Below are 17529 nucleotides of genomic sequence, written 5' to 3' on the forward strand. Positions count from 1 at the left end.
TCGCGGCGGCGGGCAGGGTGGCCGCCGCCAGCCCGGCGGACGAGCACCCCGCAAGGAAGAAAGTCTTCCATGTATCGATGCATCCTGGCAGAAAACTTCAACGGACGGAAGGGACCCGGATCACCGGTCCGCCGATCGCCGAAGGACGGCGAACCCGGCACCGGGGAGCGCCGGCGACCTCACCGACGGGGCAGACCCGCCAGCCAGCGCTCCAGGGCCGCTGGGGAGCGGAACAGCAGTACCGGCGGCCCGGACGGATCGGCCTGCCAGGCCCGCATCCGCCGCCGGGCCCGACCGAACGCGCAGATGTGCCACACCAGGATCGAGTCCCGGGACAGCACGCTGCCCAGCGACTCGCGGTTGCCGTTGCAGATCTCCTCCCCTGTCAGCAGCCGGCGGACGGTGCGGCGCAGCAGCCGCCAGAAGGAGCGCCACCGGGGGTAGTCCAGGCCGACGACCAGGTCAGCGCGGGCCAGCGGCACATCCCGCCACCCGTGGTACGCCCCGTCGAGGATCCAGCGGTCGCGTCGGCAGATCTCCTCGATCCGGCTGCGCTGCCGCGCGAGCGGCACCTCGACCCAGCCGGGCTGCCAGAGCAGGTCGTCGACCGGGTACCACGGCAACCCGAGGCGCTCGGCCAGCCGCGCCGCGAGGGTCGACTTGCCCGCGCCGTACACCGCGTAGATCAGGATGCGGGACGGGCCGCTCATCGCGGCAGCCCCCGCCCTCGACGCAGTCGGGTGCCGGCCGGCGCCCGCACCTCGGATCGGATGGTGATCACCGCACCGACGATATGTCCCCCCGTCGACGCCGGCGCGGCGGGCAACGTCCGGCAACGGCGCCTGTCGGCTCGGCCGAGTGATTCGAAGCAGTTCGAATCACTCGGCCGCCGGGTGTGGACGGCGTTGACTGTGCCGGTCTCGAACCGCCCCGCCCTCGACGTACGCGGCCACGTCGCCGCCCGCCGGGGTGCGGCGGGTCGGGCGATACGCGCCGCTCAGCGCGGCGCGACACCGAGAGAACGGAGGCACCTTGAGCACCTCGCGATCGCGAATCCTGGCGATGCTCGCCGCGCTCGTCCTCATCGCAGCCGGGAGTGCGTTTCTCCCCAGCCCGCCGGCGCGGGCCGCGACCGGCACCTGTTCGGGTTCCAGGATCGGCGGATTCGACCTGTACGGGGACGTGGCCATCAACGGCTCGACGAGGTACGGGTACGTGGAGATCTACTACAGCGGCGGCTACAACTGCGCCCGGACCGTGTCGAGCGCCAACACCTGGGGCGTCAGCAAGGTCATGTCGGTCGAGCTGTGGGTCTGCTCGTCCGGCACCAGCAACTGCCGGCTGCTGGCGGCGGACGACCGGGACCACGGCACCTACCGGTACTACGCCGGTCCGGTGACGGCCTACGCCAGCGGAAGGTGCATCTGGGTCATCGGCAACATCTACTACCCGCCGACGGACTCCAACGCCGGGGACAACAGGGCGGGCTGGTGCGGATGACCCCTACGTCGCGACGGTCCGAGCCGGCGTCCGACCGGTGAACGGGGGCGGCGGGCGGCGCGACCCGGCGCCCCCGCCGCACCCGGTCGACGTTCCGGGCCGGCGCGAGCCCACATCTCGGACCGCGGATCGACACCGCGCCGCGCATCGTGAATCATCTATCTTCATGACCACCGGGTCCACGGACGCCCGAACGTCCACCGAGATCGCCGACCACGACCAGGCCCCCGCCGCCGGGCGCCGTGGCAGGTGGGACCGGTGGCGTTGGCTGCGACACGAGTGGACGCTGGCGGTGCTCGGCGGGGTGCTGCTGGCGGTGGTGCTGACCTGGCCGACGATCCGGCATCCGGCGAGCACCGTCCCCGGTGACATCGGCGACCCGACGTTGCAGGCGTGGCAGATGGCTTGGGCCGGGCACGCCGTGCTCAACAACCCGGCCGGCCTCTGGCACTCGAACACGTTCTTCCCCGAGACGTACACGTTCGCCTACAGCGACACCCTGCTCGGGTACGCCCCGGTGGGGATGCTCGGCTCGGGCTTCGAGGCCGCCCTCGTCCGGTACAACGTGATGTACGTGCTGCTGCACGCGCTGGCGTTCGTCGGGGCGTACGCGCTGGCCCGGCAGCTCGGGGCGGGCCGGTTGGGCGGGGCGGTCGCCGGGGTCGCGTGGGCGTTCGCGCCGTGGCGGTTGGCGCACTCCGGTCACCTGAACATCCTGTCCAGCGGTGGGATCGCCCTGTGCCTGGCGATGCTGGCCCGCGGCCACGGATGGTCGCTGCGGTACGGGTACCGGCCGGAGCGGCGGCGGCCGGGCTGGGCGCTGGCGGGGTGGCTCGTCGCCGCCTGGCAGGTCAGCCTGGGCTTCGGCATCGGGCTGCCGCTGGTGTACTTCCTGCTGGCCGCCGTACTGGTCGCGGCCGGCTGCTACGGGTGGTCGTGGTGGCGGCGGAGGCGCCGGCCCGAGTTCGGCCGGCGGTTGCTGGTCGCGGACCTGGCCGGCGGGTCCGTCTTCGGCGCGGCGACGCTGCTGCTGGGCCTGGTCTACCTGCGGGTCGTCGACCTCAACCCGCAGGCCGAGCGGACGCTGGCCTGGACGGAGATGTTCTCGCCGCCGCCGATCGGGCTCGTCACCGCACCGGCGGATTCGTGGTTGTGGGGCGAGCGGCACGCGGCGGCCCGGGAACAGCTGTCCTGGCCGCCGGAGATGGCGTTGCTGCCCGGAATGACCCTGCTCGCGTTGGCCGCGGCGGGGATGTTCGTCTCGGTGTATCCGGCCCGCCACCGGATCGCGTTGGGGCTCGGCGTGCTCGGCACGGTGCTGCTGGGCCTCGGCGCCACCCTCGGCGGCGACGGCGACCCCGGCTACCTCACGCTGTCCAAGCACCTGCCGGGATGGGACGCGCTGCGCACGCCGGGCCGGATGATGCACTGGACGAGCCTGCTGCTGGCGGTGCTGGCGGCGGGGACGGTGACGGTGTTCGCCGGGGCGGTGCGGCGGTGGTCGCCCCGCGGCTGGCTCCGGCTCCTGACGCCGGTGGTCCTGCTCGTGCCGCTGGCCCTGGTCGCAGTGGAGGGGGTCAACCGGACGCCGCACCCGGTGGTGCCCACGCCACCGGCCGCGATGCGTACCGCGACGGAGCCGATGCTCGTGCTGCCGGCCGGCGGCGCGGTCGACCTGATCTTCATGCTGTGGACGACCGACGGGTTCCCCCGGGTGACGAACGGGCTGGCCGGATTCGAGCCCGTCACCCAGGCACAGACCCGGGCCGCGACGGCGGCCTTCCCCGATCCGGGCAGCGTGGCGTACCTGCGGAGCATCGGGGTGCGGTCGGTGGTGGCCCTGCCGGGCTGGGCCGCCGGGACGCCGTGGGAGGGCATCGCGGCCCGGCCGATCGACGGGCTGGGCATCACCCGGGAGGACATCGATGGCGTGCTGGTCTACCACCTGTGACCGGGTGAGCGCGGGGCGCCCCGGCGCCGGTCGGGGTGTCGCCGGTACGGGCCGGGCGGAGTGACGACGTGCGCCTGTCACTGGTGGTGCCCTGCTTCAACGAGGAAGCGTCGGTGGAGCGGTTGCACGCGGCCGTGACCGCCGCTGTCGTGGACATGTCCGACGTGGACATCGAGATGGTGTACGTCGACGACGGCAGCTCCGACGGCACCCTCGCGGCCCTGCGCCGGCTCGCCGCCACGGATCCGGCCGTGCGGTACACGTCGCTGAGCCGGAACTTCGGCAAGGAGGCGGCGATGATGGCCGGCCTGGAGCGGGCCACGGGGGACGCGGTCGTCATCATGGACGCCGACCTTCAGCACCCGCCCCGGTTGCTGCCCGAGATGGTGGCGCTGTACCGGCAGGGCTTCGACCAGGTGATTGTCCGCCGGGACCGGCGCGGCGACCGGTTCCTGCGAACCCTGGCCTCGCGGTCCTTCTACCGGGTGGTCAACTGGTGGATCGACGTGCGGCTGCTGGACGGGGCGGGTGACTTCCGGCTGCTCTCCCGGCTCGCGGTGGACGCGGTGCTGGCGATGCCCGAGTACAACCGGTTCTCCAAGGGGCTGTTCTCCTGGATCGGGTTCAGGACGGTGGTGGTCGCGCACCGCAACGAGGCCCGCCAGGCGGGCCGCAGCAGGTGGACGTTCGGCAAGCTCTTCAACTACGCGTTCGACGGGTTGCTGTCGTTCAACAACCGGCCGCTGCGGTTGGCGATCTACGCCGGCCTGTTCCTCACGCTGATCGCGGTGGTCTACATGGCCTGGGTGGTCGCGGACGCCGTCAGCAAGGGGATCGACGTACCCGGCTACACCACCATCATCGTCAGCGTGATCGGTCTCGGCGGCATCCACATGACGATCCTGGGGGTCATCGGGGAGTACATCGGCCGGATCTACTACGAGACCAAGCGCCGGCCGCACTATCTGGTCCAGGAGACCGAGGCCCTGGTCACGGAGAGCGAGGAGGCGCCCCGGGTGCCGCCCCAGCCGACGGTGCGCTCGGCCGAGCGGGTCCGGCAGGGCGCGCCGGCCCACGAGGACCTCCCCCGGCACCGCTGGCTCCGTCGCGCCGCCGGCGAATCCATGGTCGGTGAGGCGCGGGACCAGTAGGAGGTCCTCGCCCTTGACGCCGTAACGCAGTCGGTTCGCCACCTCGCGATCCTTGGGTACTACCTGCGGGAGGAGAGCGTCCCGGAGCCTCACGAGCGACTCGTGGCCGAGCCCGCCGGACAGGTCCCGGGGCAGGGCGGGCGATGAAGGCGGGGGAAGCGCCGGGAGGAGCCGCGTTGTCGAGCAGTCCGGCCGCGCTGCTGCGACGCCGCGACGAGCCGCCGCAGGCATCGTTCCTGGAACTCTTCCTCGACCTCGCCTTCGTCCTCGCGCTGCGGCAGCTCTCGCTCGTCCTGCTTGCCGACGTGAGTCTCGCCGGGGCCGCCCGCACCGCCCATCACCGCGGGACTGGCGTACTCGGGGACCGACCTGGCCGCGGTGTAGTCCGCCGCGTTCCTGCTGGTCTTCGCCGCGGCGGTGCTGATCGGCCGGCTGTACGTCGCACCGGCCGGCCGGTACCTGGGCGCCGTCATCGACGAGCGCGATCCCGTCCGGTACGGCACCCTCACCGGAAACGTACACCTGGTCATGATCGCCGGTGTGGTGGCCGCCCTGCTGGTCATCGCCCTCGCCGGGCGCGAGATGCCGCTACTCGCCGTGACCGTGGCCACGGTCGGCGTCCTGCTCGTCGTGCAGGTCCTGGACCGCGGCTTCGCCCGCGCCGGGCCCGCACCCGGATGAACCGGTGACCGCCCGAGCCACGGCGCAGTCCCGCAGCGTGGCCGCTACGACCTCCCCGGCCTCGATCCCGGCCTGCGCGAGGATCCCGCCGTCGGGCGCCCATATCGCTGAGCCGCCCGCCGCCTCGTCGAAGCCCCCGCCGGTCGACCCGGCGAAGCTCGCCGTGGCGACCCACACCTTGCGGTCGGCGGCGACGCGCTGGGCGCGCTCGGCCGGCACGTGGGCGTCCCGGGCGTGGTCGAGGACGGCGGCGACGTAGACGTCCATGCCCAGCGCCGCGGTGGCCGCGTCGTGCTCCGGGAACCGGGTGTCGCGGCAGATCGCCAGGCCCAGCCGCCAGCCGTCCACGTCGAGCACCGCCGGTCCGTCGCCGGGGGTGAACCGGTCCTCGGACCGGTGCACATGCCTCTTCCGGTACGCCACGCGCGCGCCGGCCCCGTCGACGGCCAGCATCGCGATGTGTTCCCGACCCGCCTCGCCCTGGACCGGAGCGCCCACCAACGCCGTCGACCCCGTTTCGGCGCAGGCCTCGACGATCGGCGCCAACCGCGGATCGTCGGCGGTGACGGCGGGCGCGTCCAGCTCGTATCCGGTCAGCGACAGCTCGGGGAAGACCACCACCCGCGCCTGCGCGGACCGGACCACGTCGGCGTGCCCGGCCGCGTTCGCGACGACGTCGTACGCGATGGTTCGTGGTTGCGCGACGGCGATGACCAGGGGCTGACGTCGCACGAGCACTCCTCCGACGTGTCGCGCGTGTCCCGCGACGGCGACCCAGCATAGTTCAGGGTCGGCTCCGTCACGGCGACGACCGCTGCTCCGTTCGGTCCGCGCGGATTACGGCCGCGTTCAGCCCGTCGAGCCGGCTCCCCGGACACGGGCCTGCCGATCGGCGGCGGGTCGGCGCGCCAACCACAGGCGGTGGGCGAACAGCAGCCCGTAGCCGGCGAGCACCGCGCCGAGCACGACCAACGCACCGGTGTCGGCGGAGCGGCGCGCGGCGTCCAGGATCACGCCCAGCATCGCGGCGGCGACGATCAGGGACACATGGTTCGAGGCCCAGAACACCACCGGTGTCATGCGCCCCGGGTCGAGGTCGCTCATGGCACCGCCACGGAGTTGCCCGACGAGCCACGCCGACAGCGGCGCGGTGGCGGCCATCGCGCCCCAGACCAGCCACGGCACCCAGCCGAGCAGCGCGAAGACGGTGAGCGTCGCGTACCCGATCAGCTGCGCTCCCAGGATCACACGCACCGCCCGCCGGTAACCGATGATGACGGGCAGCGTGCGCTTGCCGACCATCGCGTCCGACCGGCGGTCACCCAGGTTCATCACCATCATCCGGGCCACCTGGAGCACCGCGGTGGGCGCCAGCACGGCCAGCAGCAGCACCGGCACGGTGCCGGCCTGGAGCACCGCCGCGACGGCGGGCCACAAGCCGTTGAGGATCGCGGCAACCGTCAGCTCTCCGGCGCCTCGGTAGTTCAGCCGCAACGGCGGCGCGGTGTAGAACCAGGCCAACGCCACGGCCGCGGCGGCGAGCGCCCGTGCCTGCCAGGACGGCATGATCGCAACCATCAGCGCCGACGCGCCGAGCAGGACGACTCCGGCGCGGAGCGACACCACGGGTGTGACCGACCCGTCCACGAGCGCCCGACTGCCACCCGTCCACGGGGTGTAGTAGACGTTCGCCCGGTCGGCCTCCAGGTCGAAGTACTCGTTGCAGTAGTGCGTCATGACGTGGACCGTCCACGCGAACAGTTGCGCGACGGCGTACCACGTGAGATCGAGCGGGTAGCCCTGGTGCACCGACACCGCCACGGCGAGGCCCACCGGCAGGAGGTTGTACAGCAGGAAGCGTAGTCGGGCCAGCCGGAGGAAACCCCTCCAGCGGGTTCCGTCCCGCCCGACGACGGGCCTGACAGCAGGCCGACGAGGTCCTGCGTTCGACTGGGCTTCCCGCACCGCGTCCATCGGCTGACGCCTCCCCCGCGCTCATACTTTGACATCAACCTATGTCTTGGCGGCGGTGACGGACACGATCTGTCGGGTAGGCAACTGCCTTGACGCGAGGAGACCGGCGGGCGGAGGGCTTTCTCCCCGCATCGGAACCGTCCATCCCTCGCGCAGCGGCGAGCCACGGGCCGAGGCAGGAGGCTCGCGCCACACCATGGAGTTCCACCTGCCCTCGACAGGGTGAGCCGGTGATCGCTTCGCCAGGTCGCTCGGCACGGCGCTGAGGGATGCCCTGATCCGCGGCCGTTCGGGGCTGCGTCTGCGCACCGTCGAACCGGCCGCACCGTTCCTGGTCGAACTGTGTCGCTCCGCACGGCCCGAGGTGGCCACCGAGGCGCTCGGCCTTCTGCCCCGCCGTCGCCTGCGCCTCGATCCGCGGCGGCGGCCCACCGCCGACGGGTCAGGAGTTGGTCAGCGGTTCACCGGATGCCGACGAAGAACCGGGTCTGGTCACTGCGGTGCAGCGCGTAGTAGGCCTCGAAGCGGGTGCCGTCGGGCAGCCAGGCCACGGATTCGATGCCGAGCAGGGGCGTTGAGGTGGTGACTTCGAGCAGCGCGGCGTCCTCGGGCTTGGGGAACACCGCCTCGATCCAGCGGTCGGCCGCGGCGGCCTCCAACCCGTACCGGCGGCGCAGGACGTCGTAGAGCGACTGGTTCTCGAGCACGGCGCGCTCCAGGCCCGGCACCAGGCGAGCGGGCAGTGCGGTGTCGACGAGCAGCCACGGCTGTCCGTCGACCCGGCGGAGTCTGCGCATCCGTACGACCTGCTCGCCGTACGGGATCTGCAGCAGTTCGGCCTCGCGCTGGTCCGCCTCGCCGAGACTCTGACTGATCGTGTGCGTGGCCACCCGGCGGCCGGCCTCCCGCAGGTCGTGGGCGGATCCGGACACCGAGCCGACGAAGTGCAGCTCCGTCTTGCGTGGCGCGACGAAGGCCCCCCGCCCCTTGACCTTGTAGATCATCCGCTGCTGGACGAGCTCCCGCAGCGCTTCCCGGACGACGGTCCGGGAGACGCCGAAGATGTCGCTCAGCTCCGCCTCGGAGGGCAGCGGCTGGTCCGGCCCGACCTCGCCCGCCTCGATCTGGCTGCGCAGCGCGCGCATCAGCTGCATCCACAGCGGTTCTCCCCCGTCACGGGTCAACCGCCGGTAGGTCATCGTCATGGATCCCCTTCTCATCGATCACCTACAGCATGCCATGTAGCCAATGTTGTCATTACAGGCTCCCCGATCGCCTAGGGAACAGGTCACGGCCCGACGAGCCCAGGGTGGCCGAAACTGCAGGCCGTTATGCCTCTGTTACCAAGAACACTGTGACGTGTAACACGTTATTAACGCAGCTCTAGCGCACCTGTCACTACAGGTCTGTAATAACTGCACCTCGCCGCACCCCCCGTGGCGGCAGGCGACCTGCGCACACCGAGTCCCGCTCCGGCGGGCCCGCTCTTCCTGGAGGCCCCCACCATGCGCATCCACCACACATCCCGGCGCTGGCGCGCCGCAGCCGCAGCCTCGCTCGTGGCCGCAATCGCGGTGACGGCCTCCGGTTGCGGCTCCGGCTCGAACGACGGCGGCGGAAGCGGCGGCGGCGACAAGCCGTTCATCGCGCTCAGCAACGGCTTCATCGGCAACGGCTGGCGGCAGACGATGATCGCCAAGTTCGAGGCCGCCGCCACCCAGGCGCAGAAGGACGGGCTGATCGGCAAGTTCAAGGTCGTCAACGCCCCCGGCGAGAACTCGGCCACCGAGCAGGTCGCCCAGATCAAGAGCCTGCTGCTGCAGAAGCCGGACGCCCTGCTGATCGACCCCGCCTCGCCGACCGCGCTCAAGCCGGTCATCCAGCAGGCCTGCGACGCCGGGATCAAGGTCGTGGTCTTCGACTCGGCGATCGACGCCCCCTGCGCCCACGTGCTGCTCAACAGCTTCAAGGACTGGGCGACGGCCGCCGCCGAGCCGCTGGTGAAGGGCATCGGCGGCAAGGGCACGGTGATCGTCAGCCGGGGCGTGGTCGGCTCCCAGCCCGAGGCGGAGATGTACCAGACGACGCAGGACATCCTGGCCAAGAACCCGGACGTCAAGGTCGCCGCGACGGTCAACGGCATGTGCGACGGCGCCAAGGCGCAGAAGGCCGTGCTCGGTGTGCTGTCGAGCGTGCCGAAGGTCGACGGGGTCATCGGCTGCGGTGACGGCTACGGCGTCGCGCAGGCCTTCACCAGCGCGGGCAAGCCGGTCCCGGCCGTCACCTTCGAGACCAACGGTCGCGCGCTGAAGTACTGGCAGGACAGCAAGCTCGACAACGGCTCGGTCGCGGTCATGTCCGACCCGGGCCAGTCGGTCGCCGCCCTGTGGGAGGCGATCGACCTGCTCGACGGCAAGGAGATCCCGAAGGAGGTCACCTTCCCGATCGTGCTGGTGGAGCAGAAGGACGTCGCCGCATGGGCCAACGTCCTCAAGCCCGACGAGTACGCCGCGTGGCCGTGGACGCAGGAGCTCTTCCGCAAGCAGGTCGAGGCCGCGAAGAGCGGTGGCGCCCCGGTGCAGCCGCCGATCCCGACGGCCGCCGGCTGACCGAGACAGCAACCGAGGAGCGCATGATGCACGTCGACAACCTGCCGGTGGGGTCGCACGCGGCCCCGCCGCAGGGCGGCCGGGAGCCGTCCGCGGCGCCACCGGTCGTCACCGCGCGGCGGGTGACCAGGACGTACGGGCGCACCCGGGCCCTCACCGGGGTGGACCTCGACGTCCGCGCCGGTGAGGTGCTCGGCCTCGTCGGCCACAACGGCGCCGGCAAGAGCACGCTGATGCGCGTCCTCGCCGGCCTGGAAGCGTGCGACGAGGGCACGGTCATCGTGGGCGGCCAGGAGGCGCCGCGCGGCGGCGCGCCGGGCGCCGGCCCGTTCCGTGCGGTCCGCATGGCCTACCAGGAAACGTCGCTCTGCCCGGACCTCACCGTCGCGGAGAACATCTGGCTCTCCTCCCGGCACTGCCTGCCCCGCCTGCGCTGGCGGCGGGCGGCCAGCATCGCCGTCGCCCGCCGGCTGGACGAGATGTTCCCGGGGCACGGGGTGGGGCCGCGGGACCGGGTCGAGGACCTGTCGCTGGCCCAGCGGCAGATGGTGGAGATCGCCCGGGCGAGCCTCGTCGACCGGCTCGAGCTGCTGATCCTGGACGAGCCGACCGAATCGCTCGGCCCGGACGCCGCACGTTCGCTCTACGCGTACGTCCGGCGGCTCGCCGCCCGGGGCACGGCCGTCCTGCTCATCTCGCACCGGATCCGTGAGGTGCTCTCCGTGGCCGACAGGGTCGCGGTGATGCGCGACGGCGCGGTCGTCGCGGAGCGGCCCGCTGCCGGCCTCAGCGAGCAGGACGTACTCGCCCTCATGGGCGCGGAGGTGGCCGAGCCCACCGCCGCGCCCGCCACCGCCCGGGCGGCCGGCGACCGGCCGGTCGTCGCCGAACTGCGCGGCGCCACCGGCCACGGCCTGCACGACGTGTCGATCACGGTCGGTCGGGGCGAGGTCGTCGGGCTGGCCGGACTCGCCGGTCAGGGTCAGCAGCAGGTGCTCGAACGGCTGTGGCGCCCCGTCCGGCGGGACACCACGGTCGAGGGCACCCGCGCGTACGTGCCCGGTGACCGGCAGCGCTCCGGCGTCCTGCCGCTGTGGTCCGTGGCGGAGAACCTGATCGTCACCGCCATGCGCGGCTTGTCCCGCTACGGCGTACGCCGCGCCGGCGCGGAGGAGACCGCGGTCCGCGACTGGGTGGACCGGTTGGCCATCCGCGGTGGCGCCGACGCCGGCATGACCGAACTCAGCGGCGGCAACCAGCAGAAGGTCATCGTGGCCCGGGCGTTCGCCTCCACGGCCGACCTGGTCCTGCTCGACGACCCGTTCCGCGGGGTCGACGTGCACACGAAGACCGACCTCTACACGCTCATCCGGCAGGAGGCGGCGGGCGGCCGCAGCGTGGTCTGGTACTCGAGCGAGAACGCCGAGATGGCGCACTGCGACCGGGTCTACGTGCTGCGGGCCGGCCGGGTCGTCGCCGAGTTGACCGGCACGGAGATCTCCGAGGAACGGATCATCGCCGTCTCCTTCGCCGAATCCGAGTCCACGGGAGCACAGCGATGACGAATCTCGTCGCGACGGCGATGCCGTCGCGGGCCCTGCTGCGCCGCACCGGACCCGCCATGGTCAGCGCGGTCGCCATGGTGGCCATGATCGCGGTCTGCGCCTCGCTGCAGTCCGACGTGCTGACCGTCCCCGGTCTCACGCTGGTCCTCTCGGCCGCCGTGCCGCTGGTCATCGCGGCCCAGGCCCAGATGGTGCTCATGGCCGTGGGCGACATCGACCTCGGCATCGGCAACTTCGTCGGCCTGGTCACCGTCGTCACCGCCACGAAGCTGGTCTCCTCCCCCGGCACCGGCGCGCTGATGCTGCTCGGCCTCGTGGCGGCCTACGCGGTGCTCGGCGCGCTGATCCACCTGCGCCGGGTGCCGTCGCTGATCGCCACCCTCGGCGCCTCGTTCGTCTGGCTGGGACTGGGAATGTTCGTCCTGCCCACGCCGGGCGGCAGCACGCCGCAGTGGCTGGCGACGTTCGGCTCCTGGCAACCGGCCGGCATCCCCGCCCCGCTGCTGCCGATCCTCGTCGTCGCGGCGGTGGTCTGGCTGCTGTCCGCCCGCAGCTCCGTCGGGGTGCGGGTCCGCGCGTTGGGCAGCAACCCGGTCGCGCTGCAACGGGCCGGCCTGCGACCGCTGGCCGCGCGGGTCGTCGCGTACGCGGTGGCCGGGGCGCTCGGCGTGCTCTCCGGGCTGGTGCTCGCCTCGCAGACCGGCGGCGGAGACGTCTCGTCCGCCACCAGCTACACGCTGATCACGGTCGCCGCGGTGATCCTCGGCGGCGGGTCCTTCGCCGGCGGCACCGCCGTGCCCTGGGGCGTCGCCATCGGCGGCATCACCCTCGGCCTGGTCAGTGTCGTCCTCAGCCTGCTCGACGTGCCGTCGAACATGCAGTCGGCCGTGCAGGGCGCGATCGTGCTGGCCGTGCTCGCCGGCCGCGTCGTGGTCGGAAAGGTGCTCCGATGACCCTCCGTACGCTCGCCCGCCCCTGGATGTGGGGCTTCGTCGCCGCCGCGCTGGTCTGGGTCACCATCCTGGCCATCTCGAACCAGGGCAGCGGGCAGACCGTCTCGCTCGCGCTGTCCCTGGCCCCGTACCTGGTCATCGTCGGCCTGGGCCAGATGCTGGTGATCACCGCCGGGCCGGGCAACATCGACGTGTCGGTCGCGCCGATCATCTCCCTCGCCGGCTTCGTCGCGGTCCAGGTCACCGCGTCGACCGGATCGGTGCCCGTCGGGATCCTGGCCGGCATCGGGGCCGGGCTGGCCGTCGCGGTGGTCAGCGTGGTGGCGATCCTCGGGCTGGCCGTCCCGCCGATCATCGCCACCCTGGCCGCCGGGCTGATCGCCTCGTCGCTGACGCTGTCGCTGGCCGACGGCTTCACCGCGGTGCCCGACGACGGGCTGCGCAAGCTGCTCAACCTGCGCCCGGCCGGCGTACCCGTGCTCGCCGTCGCGGTGGCCGCGCTGACCGCGCTGGTCGTGGCCCTGCTCAGCCGCACCACGTACGGTCGCTCGCTGCTCGCGGTCGGCCAGAGCCGGCGGGCCGCGGAACGCGCCGGCATCCCCGTCGCCCGGATCATCGCCACCACCTACCTGGCCAGCGGCGCCCTGGCCGGACTGGCGGGCGCGCTGCTCGCCGCCTACATCGCGCCGTCGCCCGATCTGGGCACCCGCTACCTGCTCGACTCGGTCGCCGTCGTGGTCATCGGCGGCACGCTCATCTCGGGCGGCCGGGCCGTGCCGGTCGGCATCTGGGGCAGCGCGCTCTTCTTCATCCTGCTCGACGGTCTCGTCAACCTCGTGGGCTGGAGCACCGCCGCACAGAACCTGCTCAAGGGCGGCCTGGTGCTGTTCGTCCTCTTCCTCGCCGGCGGCGGAACCCTCCGCAACGCCGGCCTGACCACCCGACCCCGTCGACGGCTGCGACCCGCGGCCGCGACCGCCACTGGAACTAGCACAGGAGAGAACACACATGGCTGACACCGACGGTCTGCTCGACGCCCGCGACTTCGGCGGGACCGCCTCGACGGCCACGGGCTTCCACGTCAAGGGCGCCCACGCCCAGGACTGGGGCCTGCAGAACCGACTGTCCCGGATCTTCCGACCCGACAACGGCCGTACGGTGATGCTGGCCTTCGACCACGGCTACTTCCTCGGGCCGATGGCCGGCCTGGAGCGGCTCGACACCAACATCGCCCCGCTCGTGCCGGACGCCGACGCGATCATGATGACCCGCGGCGCCCTGCGCACCAGCATCCCGTCGCACAGCACCGCCGGCATCGTGCTGCGGGCCAGCGGCGGGCCCAGCGTGCTGCGGGACCTCTCGGACGAGCACATCGCGCTGGACATCGAGGACGCGGTCCGGCTCAACGCCGCGGCGCTGGCGATCCAGGTGTTCATCGGCGGCGAGCACGAGTCCCGGTCGGTGGCGAACCTGGCCACCCTGGTGGACGCCGGGCAGCGGCACGGGATCGCGGTGCTGGGCGTGACCGCCGTGGGCAAGGACATGGTCCGCGACGCGCGCTACTTCCGGCTCGCCACCCGGATCAGCGCGGAGATGGGCGCCCACATCGTCAAGACGTACTACGTCAACGAGGGCTTCGAGACGGTGACCGCCAGTTGCCCGGTGCCGATCATCGTGGCCGGCGGCAAGAAGCTGCCCGAGCTCGACGCGCTGACCATGGCGTACCGCGCCATGCAGGAGGGCGCCGCGGGCGTCGACATGGGCCGCAACATCTTCCAGAGCGAGTACCCGGCCGCGATGCTGGCCGCGGTCCGCGCCGTGGTGCACGACGACGCCAAGCCCGCGGACGCCTACGAGCTCTTCCGGTCGGCCTCTTCCGCGTCCTGATCATCGCCAGGGGTGCGGGTCCGCAACCCGGCCCGCACCCCTCATCTCCGGGAGCTCCTCATGTCACACCCACAGAGCGGCGCTGATGACATCGTCGACCTCGTGATCGTCGGCGCCGGCATCAACGGCCTCGCCATCGCCCGGGACGCCGCCAGCCGGGGCCTGAGCGTCGTCGTGGTCGACCGCGGTGACGTCGGCGCCGGCACCACCGCCACCTCCAGCCGGCTCATCCACGGCGGCCTGAAGTACCTCGAGCGCTACGACTTCACCCTGGTGCACGAGTCGATCCGGGAACGGCACCTGCTGTTCCGCACCGCCCCGCACCTGGTGCACGACTACCCCATGCTCATCCCGTTCTACGCCGGCGACAGCCGGCCGGGGCCGCTGATCCGCCTCGGCCTGGCCGCGTTCGACGTCCTGGCCGCGGGCCGCGGGCGCGGACGCAGCCGGGGCCTGTCCGCCCGGGCGATCGGCCGACGCTGGCCCCACCTGTCCCGCAAGGGGTTGCGCGGCGGGGTGCTCTTCAACGACGCCCAGGTGCCGTGGGCCGAGCGGCTCTGCGTGGAACTGCTGATCGACGCGGAGCGGCTGGGCGCCCGGGTACTGACCTACACGACGGTGACCGGTCTGCTCGTGACGGACGCGCGGGTGCACGGGGTCCGCACCCGCGACAACCGGTCGGGGCGTGCGGGGGAGATCCGGGGCCGTGTCACGATCAACGCGGCCGGGCCGTGGATCGACCGGATCCTCGACGGCCAGGTCGAGAGCGGGCGTCTCAACGGCGGCACCAAGGGCAGCCACATCATCATCGACCCGTTCCCGGGCGCCCCGGACACCTGCATCTTCTTCGAGGCCGCCGCCGACCGGCGACCGATCTTCATCTTTCCCTGGGCGGGCCGGTACGTCCTCGGCAGCACCGACCTGACGTACGAGGGCGACCTGGACGAGGTCGTCGCCAGCGACGCCGAGATCGACTACCTGCTCGCCGAGGCCAACCGGTTGTTCCCCCAGGCCGGCCTCACCCCGGACGACGTGTTGTACAGCGTCGCCGGAATCCGCCCGCTGCCCTACACGGCCGGCGTGTCGGACAACGCCAAGATCAGTCGCGGGCACACGGTGCTCAACCACGCGCCCGCGTACGAGGGGCTGCTCACGATCATCGGCGGCAAGCTGACCACCCACCGCGCCCTGGCCGAGGACGCCACCGACGAGGCGCTGAGGGTGCTCGGCCGGCCGCGGCAGCGGTGCACCACCCGGACCCGGCCGCTGCCCGGCGCCGACACGCCGGACTGGTACGCCTTCCGCGCGGACTTCGCGCGTTCGGCCACGCCGTTCACTCCGGCGCAGTCCGCCCGGCTGCTGGACGTCTACGGCGTCCGGGCCCGCCGGGTGCTCGAACTGGCCGTAGCCGACCCGGCACTGGCCGAGGTCGTCGACGAGCGGACCGGAGCGGTCGCCGCCGAGGTCGTCCTGGCCTTCCGCGAGGAACGGGCGGTGACCTTGGCCGACGTGCTGCTGCGCCGTACGCTGGTCGGCCTCGGCCCGGACATGGCGGCGTCGGCGGCCGTGACCTGCGCGGACGTCGCCGTACGGCACCTCGGCTGGGACACCGGACGGGCCGACGCCGAGGTGGCCGCCTACCGGGCGGAGCTGCGGCGCTTCCGCCCGCGCGGGCTGAACCTCGTCCCGGCGACCGGAACGAGCGACAGGAGGACGTCGTGACGATTCCGCACACCTGCTACCTCGGGGTCGACGTCGGCCTAACCGCCACCAAGGTGGCCGCCTTCGACGTCGTCGGCAACGAACTGGCCGTCGTGGTCGCTCGCACTCCACGCACCAGCGTCACCGCCCACCGCCACGACGTCGACATGACCAGACTGGCGGACACGGTGCTGTCGCTGCTGGCGGAGGTCGGCGGCAAGCTGGCCGCCGAGGGGTACGCCCCGGCGGGCATCGGCGTCGCCGCGCACGGCAACGGCATCTACCCGGTCGACGCGTCCCTGCGCCCCATCGGGCCGGCCATCGCCTCGTCGGACAGCCGGGCGCAGCACATCGTCCAGGCGATCCCGCCCGAGGGGGCCCGCCGGCTGGCCCGGGAGACCGGCTCGATCCCGTGGGCCGCCCAGCCCGCCGTCCTGCTGCGCTGGCTGCGGGACGCCGAACCAGCGACGTACGCCGCCACCCGGTGGGTACTGTCCTGCAAGGACTGGGTCACCGCCCAGCTGACCGGCGTGGCCAGCGCGGACTACAGCGACGCCAGCGCGTTCGGCATGGTCGGGCTCGACACCCGCGCGTACACGCCGACGGCGCTGGAACTGGTCGGCCTGCCCGCCACCGACCTGGACCGGTTCCCGCCGCCACGCAGGTCCGGCGAGGTGGTCGCCGGACTGAGCGCGGCGACGGCGGCCCGCACGGGGCTGCCCGAGGGCCTGCCGGTCATCGCCGGGTGCATGGACTGCGTGGCCGCCACCCTCGGCGCCGGGGGACGGGAACTCGGGGACGGGACGATCATCGTCGGCACCTGGGCGATCAACGGCGTGGTGGTGCCCGCGCGCACCCCCGCCCCGGAGGTCACGCTCAGCGCGTTCATGCCCGACCCCGCCACCATGCTGGCCATGGAGGTGGCGCCCACGTCGGCCGCCAACCTCGAATGGCTCGCCTGCGCCGGGGTGCCCCACCAGCAGACCGGCGGCCTCGCCGCGGCGGAACTGCTGCAGGAGGCCGCCGCGGTGCCGCCCGGCGCCGACGGCCTGCTGTTCCTGCCCTTCGTCAACGGCTCGCCCGAGCATCCGTCGGCGTCCGGCACCTTCCTCGGCATCTCCAGCAACCACCGTCGGGGCCACCTCACCCGGGCGGTCATCGAGGGCGTCGCGCAGTACCACCGGGTGCAGATCGACCGGGTGCTGGCCAGCGGCGCGGACGTCGGTGACCGGCCCTGGCGGCTGGCCGGCGGGGGCGCGCGCTCGACGGTGTGGGCGCAGATCTTCGCCGACGTGCTCGGCCGCCCGGTCCGGCGGCAGCTCACCAGCGAACTCGGCGCCCGGGGGGTCGCCTCCCTGCTGCCCGGCGCGCTGGGCCACGACGTGCCGCCGTGGACCGTCAACGACGAGGACGACCTCTGCGTGCACCCCGGGCCCGACCGCGCCGCCTACCTGGAGCACGCCCGGGTGTTCGACCGCTGTCTCGCCGGGATGTCCTCCGTGTGGTCGGAGGTCGAGCGCTACCGCAAGTCCGGTGGGAGCTGCTGACGGTCGGGTC

Annotated in this window: 15 protein-coding genes; 11 read left to right on the forward strand and 4 right to left on the reverse strand. The window is 72.7% G+C overall.

Annotation, left to right across the window (positions count from 1 at the left end):
- Positions 1–179: 179 nt before the first annotated feature.
- Positions 180–710: an adenylate kinase gene (locus tag ACSNOB_RS02375; protein WP_436684912.1), complete on the reverse strand. Its 531-nt coding sequence runs from the start codon at positions 708–710 to the stop codon at positions 180–182.
- Between the two features lie 322 nt (positions 711–1032).
- On the opposite strand from ACSNOB_RS02375, the gene ACSNOB_RS02380 reads away from it, so the two are divergent.
- The 4 genes from ACSNOB_RS02380 to ACSNOB_RS02395 all read left to right on the forward strand — a co-directional run bounded on the left by ACSNOB_RS02380 (position 1033) and on the right by ACSNOB_RS02395 (position 5283).
- On the forward strand, positions 1033–1500 hold the full coding sequence (locus ACSNOB_RS02380) for a hypothetical protein (RefSeq protein ID WP_436684913.1): 468 nt from the start codon (positions 1033–1035) through the stop codon (positions 1498–1500).
- 166 nt (positions 1501–1666) lie between these two features.
- Positions 1667–3451 (forward strand): hypothetical protein, encoded by a 1785-nt coding sequence (locus tag ACSNOB_RS02385; protein WP_436684914.1) that lies wholly within the window; start codon positions 1667–1669, stop codon positions 3449–3451.
- A gap of 68 nt (positions 3452–3519) precedes the next feature.
- The gene (locus tag ACSNOB_RS02390) at positions 3520–4602 is read left to right on the forward strand and encodes a glycosyltransferase family 2 protein (protein WP_436684915.1); all 1083 of its coding nucleotides are present in this window, start codon (positions 3520–3522) and stop codon (positions 4600–4602) included.
- 417 nt (positions 4603–5019) lie between these two features.
- Positions 5020–5283 carry a hypothetical protein gene (locus ACSNOB_RS02395; protein WP_436684916.1) on the forward strand — a complete coding sequence of 88 codons (264 nt, stop codon included), beginning with the start codon at positions 5020–5022 and terminating at the stop codon, positions 5281–5283.
- Here the strand turns inward: ACSNOB_RS02395 and ACSNOB_RS02400 are convergent.
- From ACSNOB_RS02400 to ACSNOB_RS02410, 3 genes are all read right to left on the reverse strand, one after another.
- Positions 5191–6021, reverse strand: coding sequence for a carbon-nitrogen hydrolase family protein (locus ACSNOB_RS02400; RefSeq protein ID WP_436684917.1), 831 nt, complete (start codon positions 6019–6021; stop codon positions 5191–5193). The genes ACSNOB_RS02395 and ACSNOB_RS02400 overlap by 93 nt on opposite strands.
- Before the next feature lie 111 nt (positions 6022–6132).
- Positions 6133–7116 (reverse strand): prenyltransferase, encoded by a 984-nt coding sequence (locus ACSNOB_RS02405; protein WP_436684918.1) that lies wholly within the window; start codon positions 7114–7116, stop codon positions 6133–6135.
- Between the two features lie 602 nt (positions 7117–7718).
- On the reverse strand, positions 7719–8462 hold the full coding sequence (locus tag ACSNOB_RS02410; RefSeq protein WP_436684919.1) for a GntR family transcriptional regulator: 744 nt from the start codon (positions 8460–8462) through the stop codon (positions 7719–7721).
- 354 nt (positions 8463–8816) lie between these two features.
- On the opposite strand from ACSNOB_RS02410, the gene ACSNOB_RS02415 reads away from it, so the two are divergent.
- From ACSNOB_RS02415 to ACSNOB_RS02445, 7 genes are read left to right on the forward strand one after another with little or no spacing between them, the layout of a single operon-like run.
- Complete coding sequence (locus ACSNOB_RS02415; protein WP_436684920.1) at positions 8817–9866, forward strand: ABC transporter substrate-binding protein; 1050 nt, start codon at positions 8817–8819, stop codon at positions 9864–9866.
- Positions 9867–9892: 26 nt separating this feature from the next.
- Positions 9893–11428, forward strand: coding sequence for a sugar ABC transporter ATP-binding protein (locus ACSNOB_RS02420; protein ID WP_436684921.1), 1536 nt, complete (start codon positions 9893–9895; stop codon positions 11426–11428).
- Complete coding sequence (locus ACSNOB_RS02425; RefSeq protein ID WP_436684922.1) at positions 11425–12384, forward strand: ABC transporter permease; 960 nt, start codon at positions 11425–11427, stop codon at positions 12382–12384. The genes ACSNOB_RS02420 and ACSNOB_RS02425 overlap by 4 nt, the downstream gene beginning before the upstream one ends.
- Entirely contained in the window at positions 12381–13400 is a 1020-nt protein-coding gene (locus tag ACSNOB_RS02430) for an ABC transporter permease (protein WP_436684923.1), read from the forward strand. Before ACSNOB_RS02425 ends, ACSNOB_RS02430 begins: the two co-directional genes overlap by 4 nt.
- On the forward strand, positions 13393–14271 hold the full coding sequence (gene lsrF, locus ACSNOB_RS02435) for a 3-hydroxy-5-phosphonooxypentane-2,4-dione thiolase (RefSeq protein WP_436684924.1): 879 nt from the start codon (positions 13393–13395) through the stop codon (positions 14269–14271). Before ACSNOB_RS02430 ends, lsrF begins: the two co-directional genes overlap by 8 nt.
- A gap of 60 nt (positions 14272–14331) precedes the next feature.
- Positions 14332–15993 (forward strand): glycerol-3-phosphate dehydrogenase/oxidase, encoded by a 1662-nt coding sequence (locus ACSNOB_RS02440; RefSeq protein ID WP_436684925.1) that lies wholly within the window; start codon positions 14332–14334, stop codon positions 15991–15993.
- Complete coding sequence (locus ACSNOB_RS02445) at positions 15990–17519, forward strand: FGGY-family carbohydrate kinase (RefSeq protein WP_436684926.1); 1530 nt, start codon at positions 15990–15992, stop codon at positions 17517–17519. Before ACSNOB_RS02440 ends, ACSNOB_RS02445 begins: the two co-directional genes overlap by 4 nt.
- Positions 17520–17529 lie beyond the last annotated feature (10 nt).

It is taken from the genome of Micromonospora sp. URMC 106, assembly GCF_051386395.1.
Lineage (GTDB): Bacteria > Actinomycetota > Actinomycetes > Mycobacteriales > Micromonosporaceae > Micromonospora.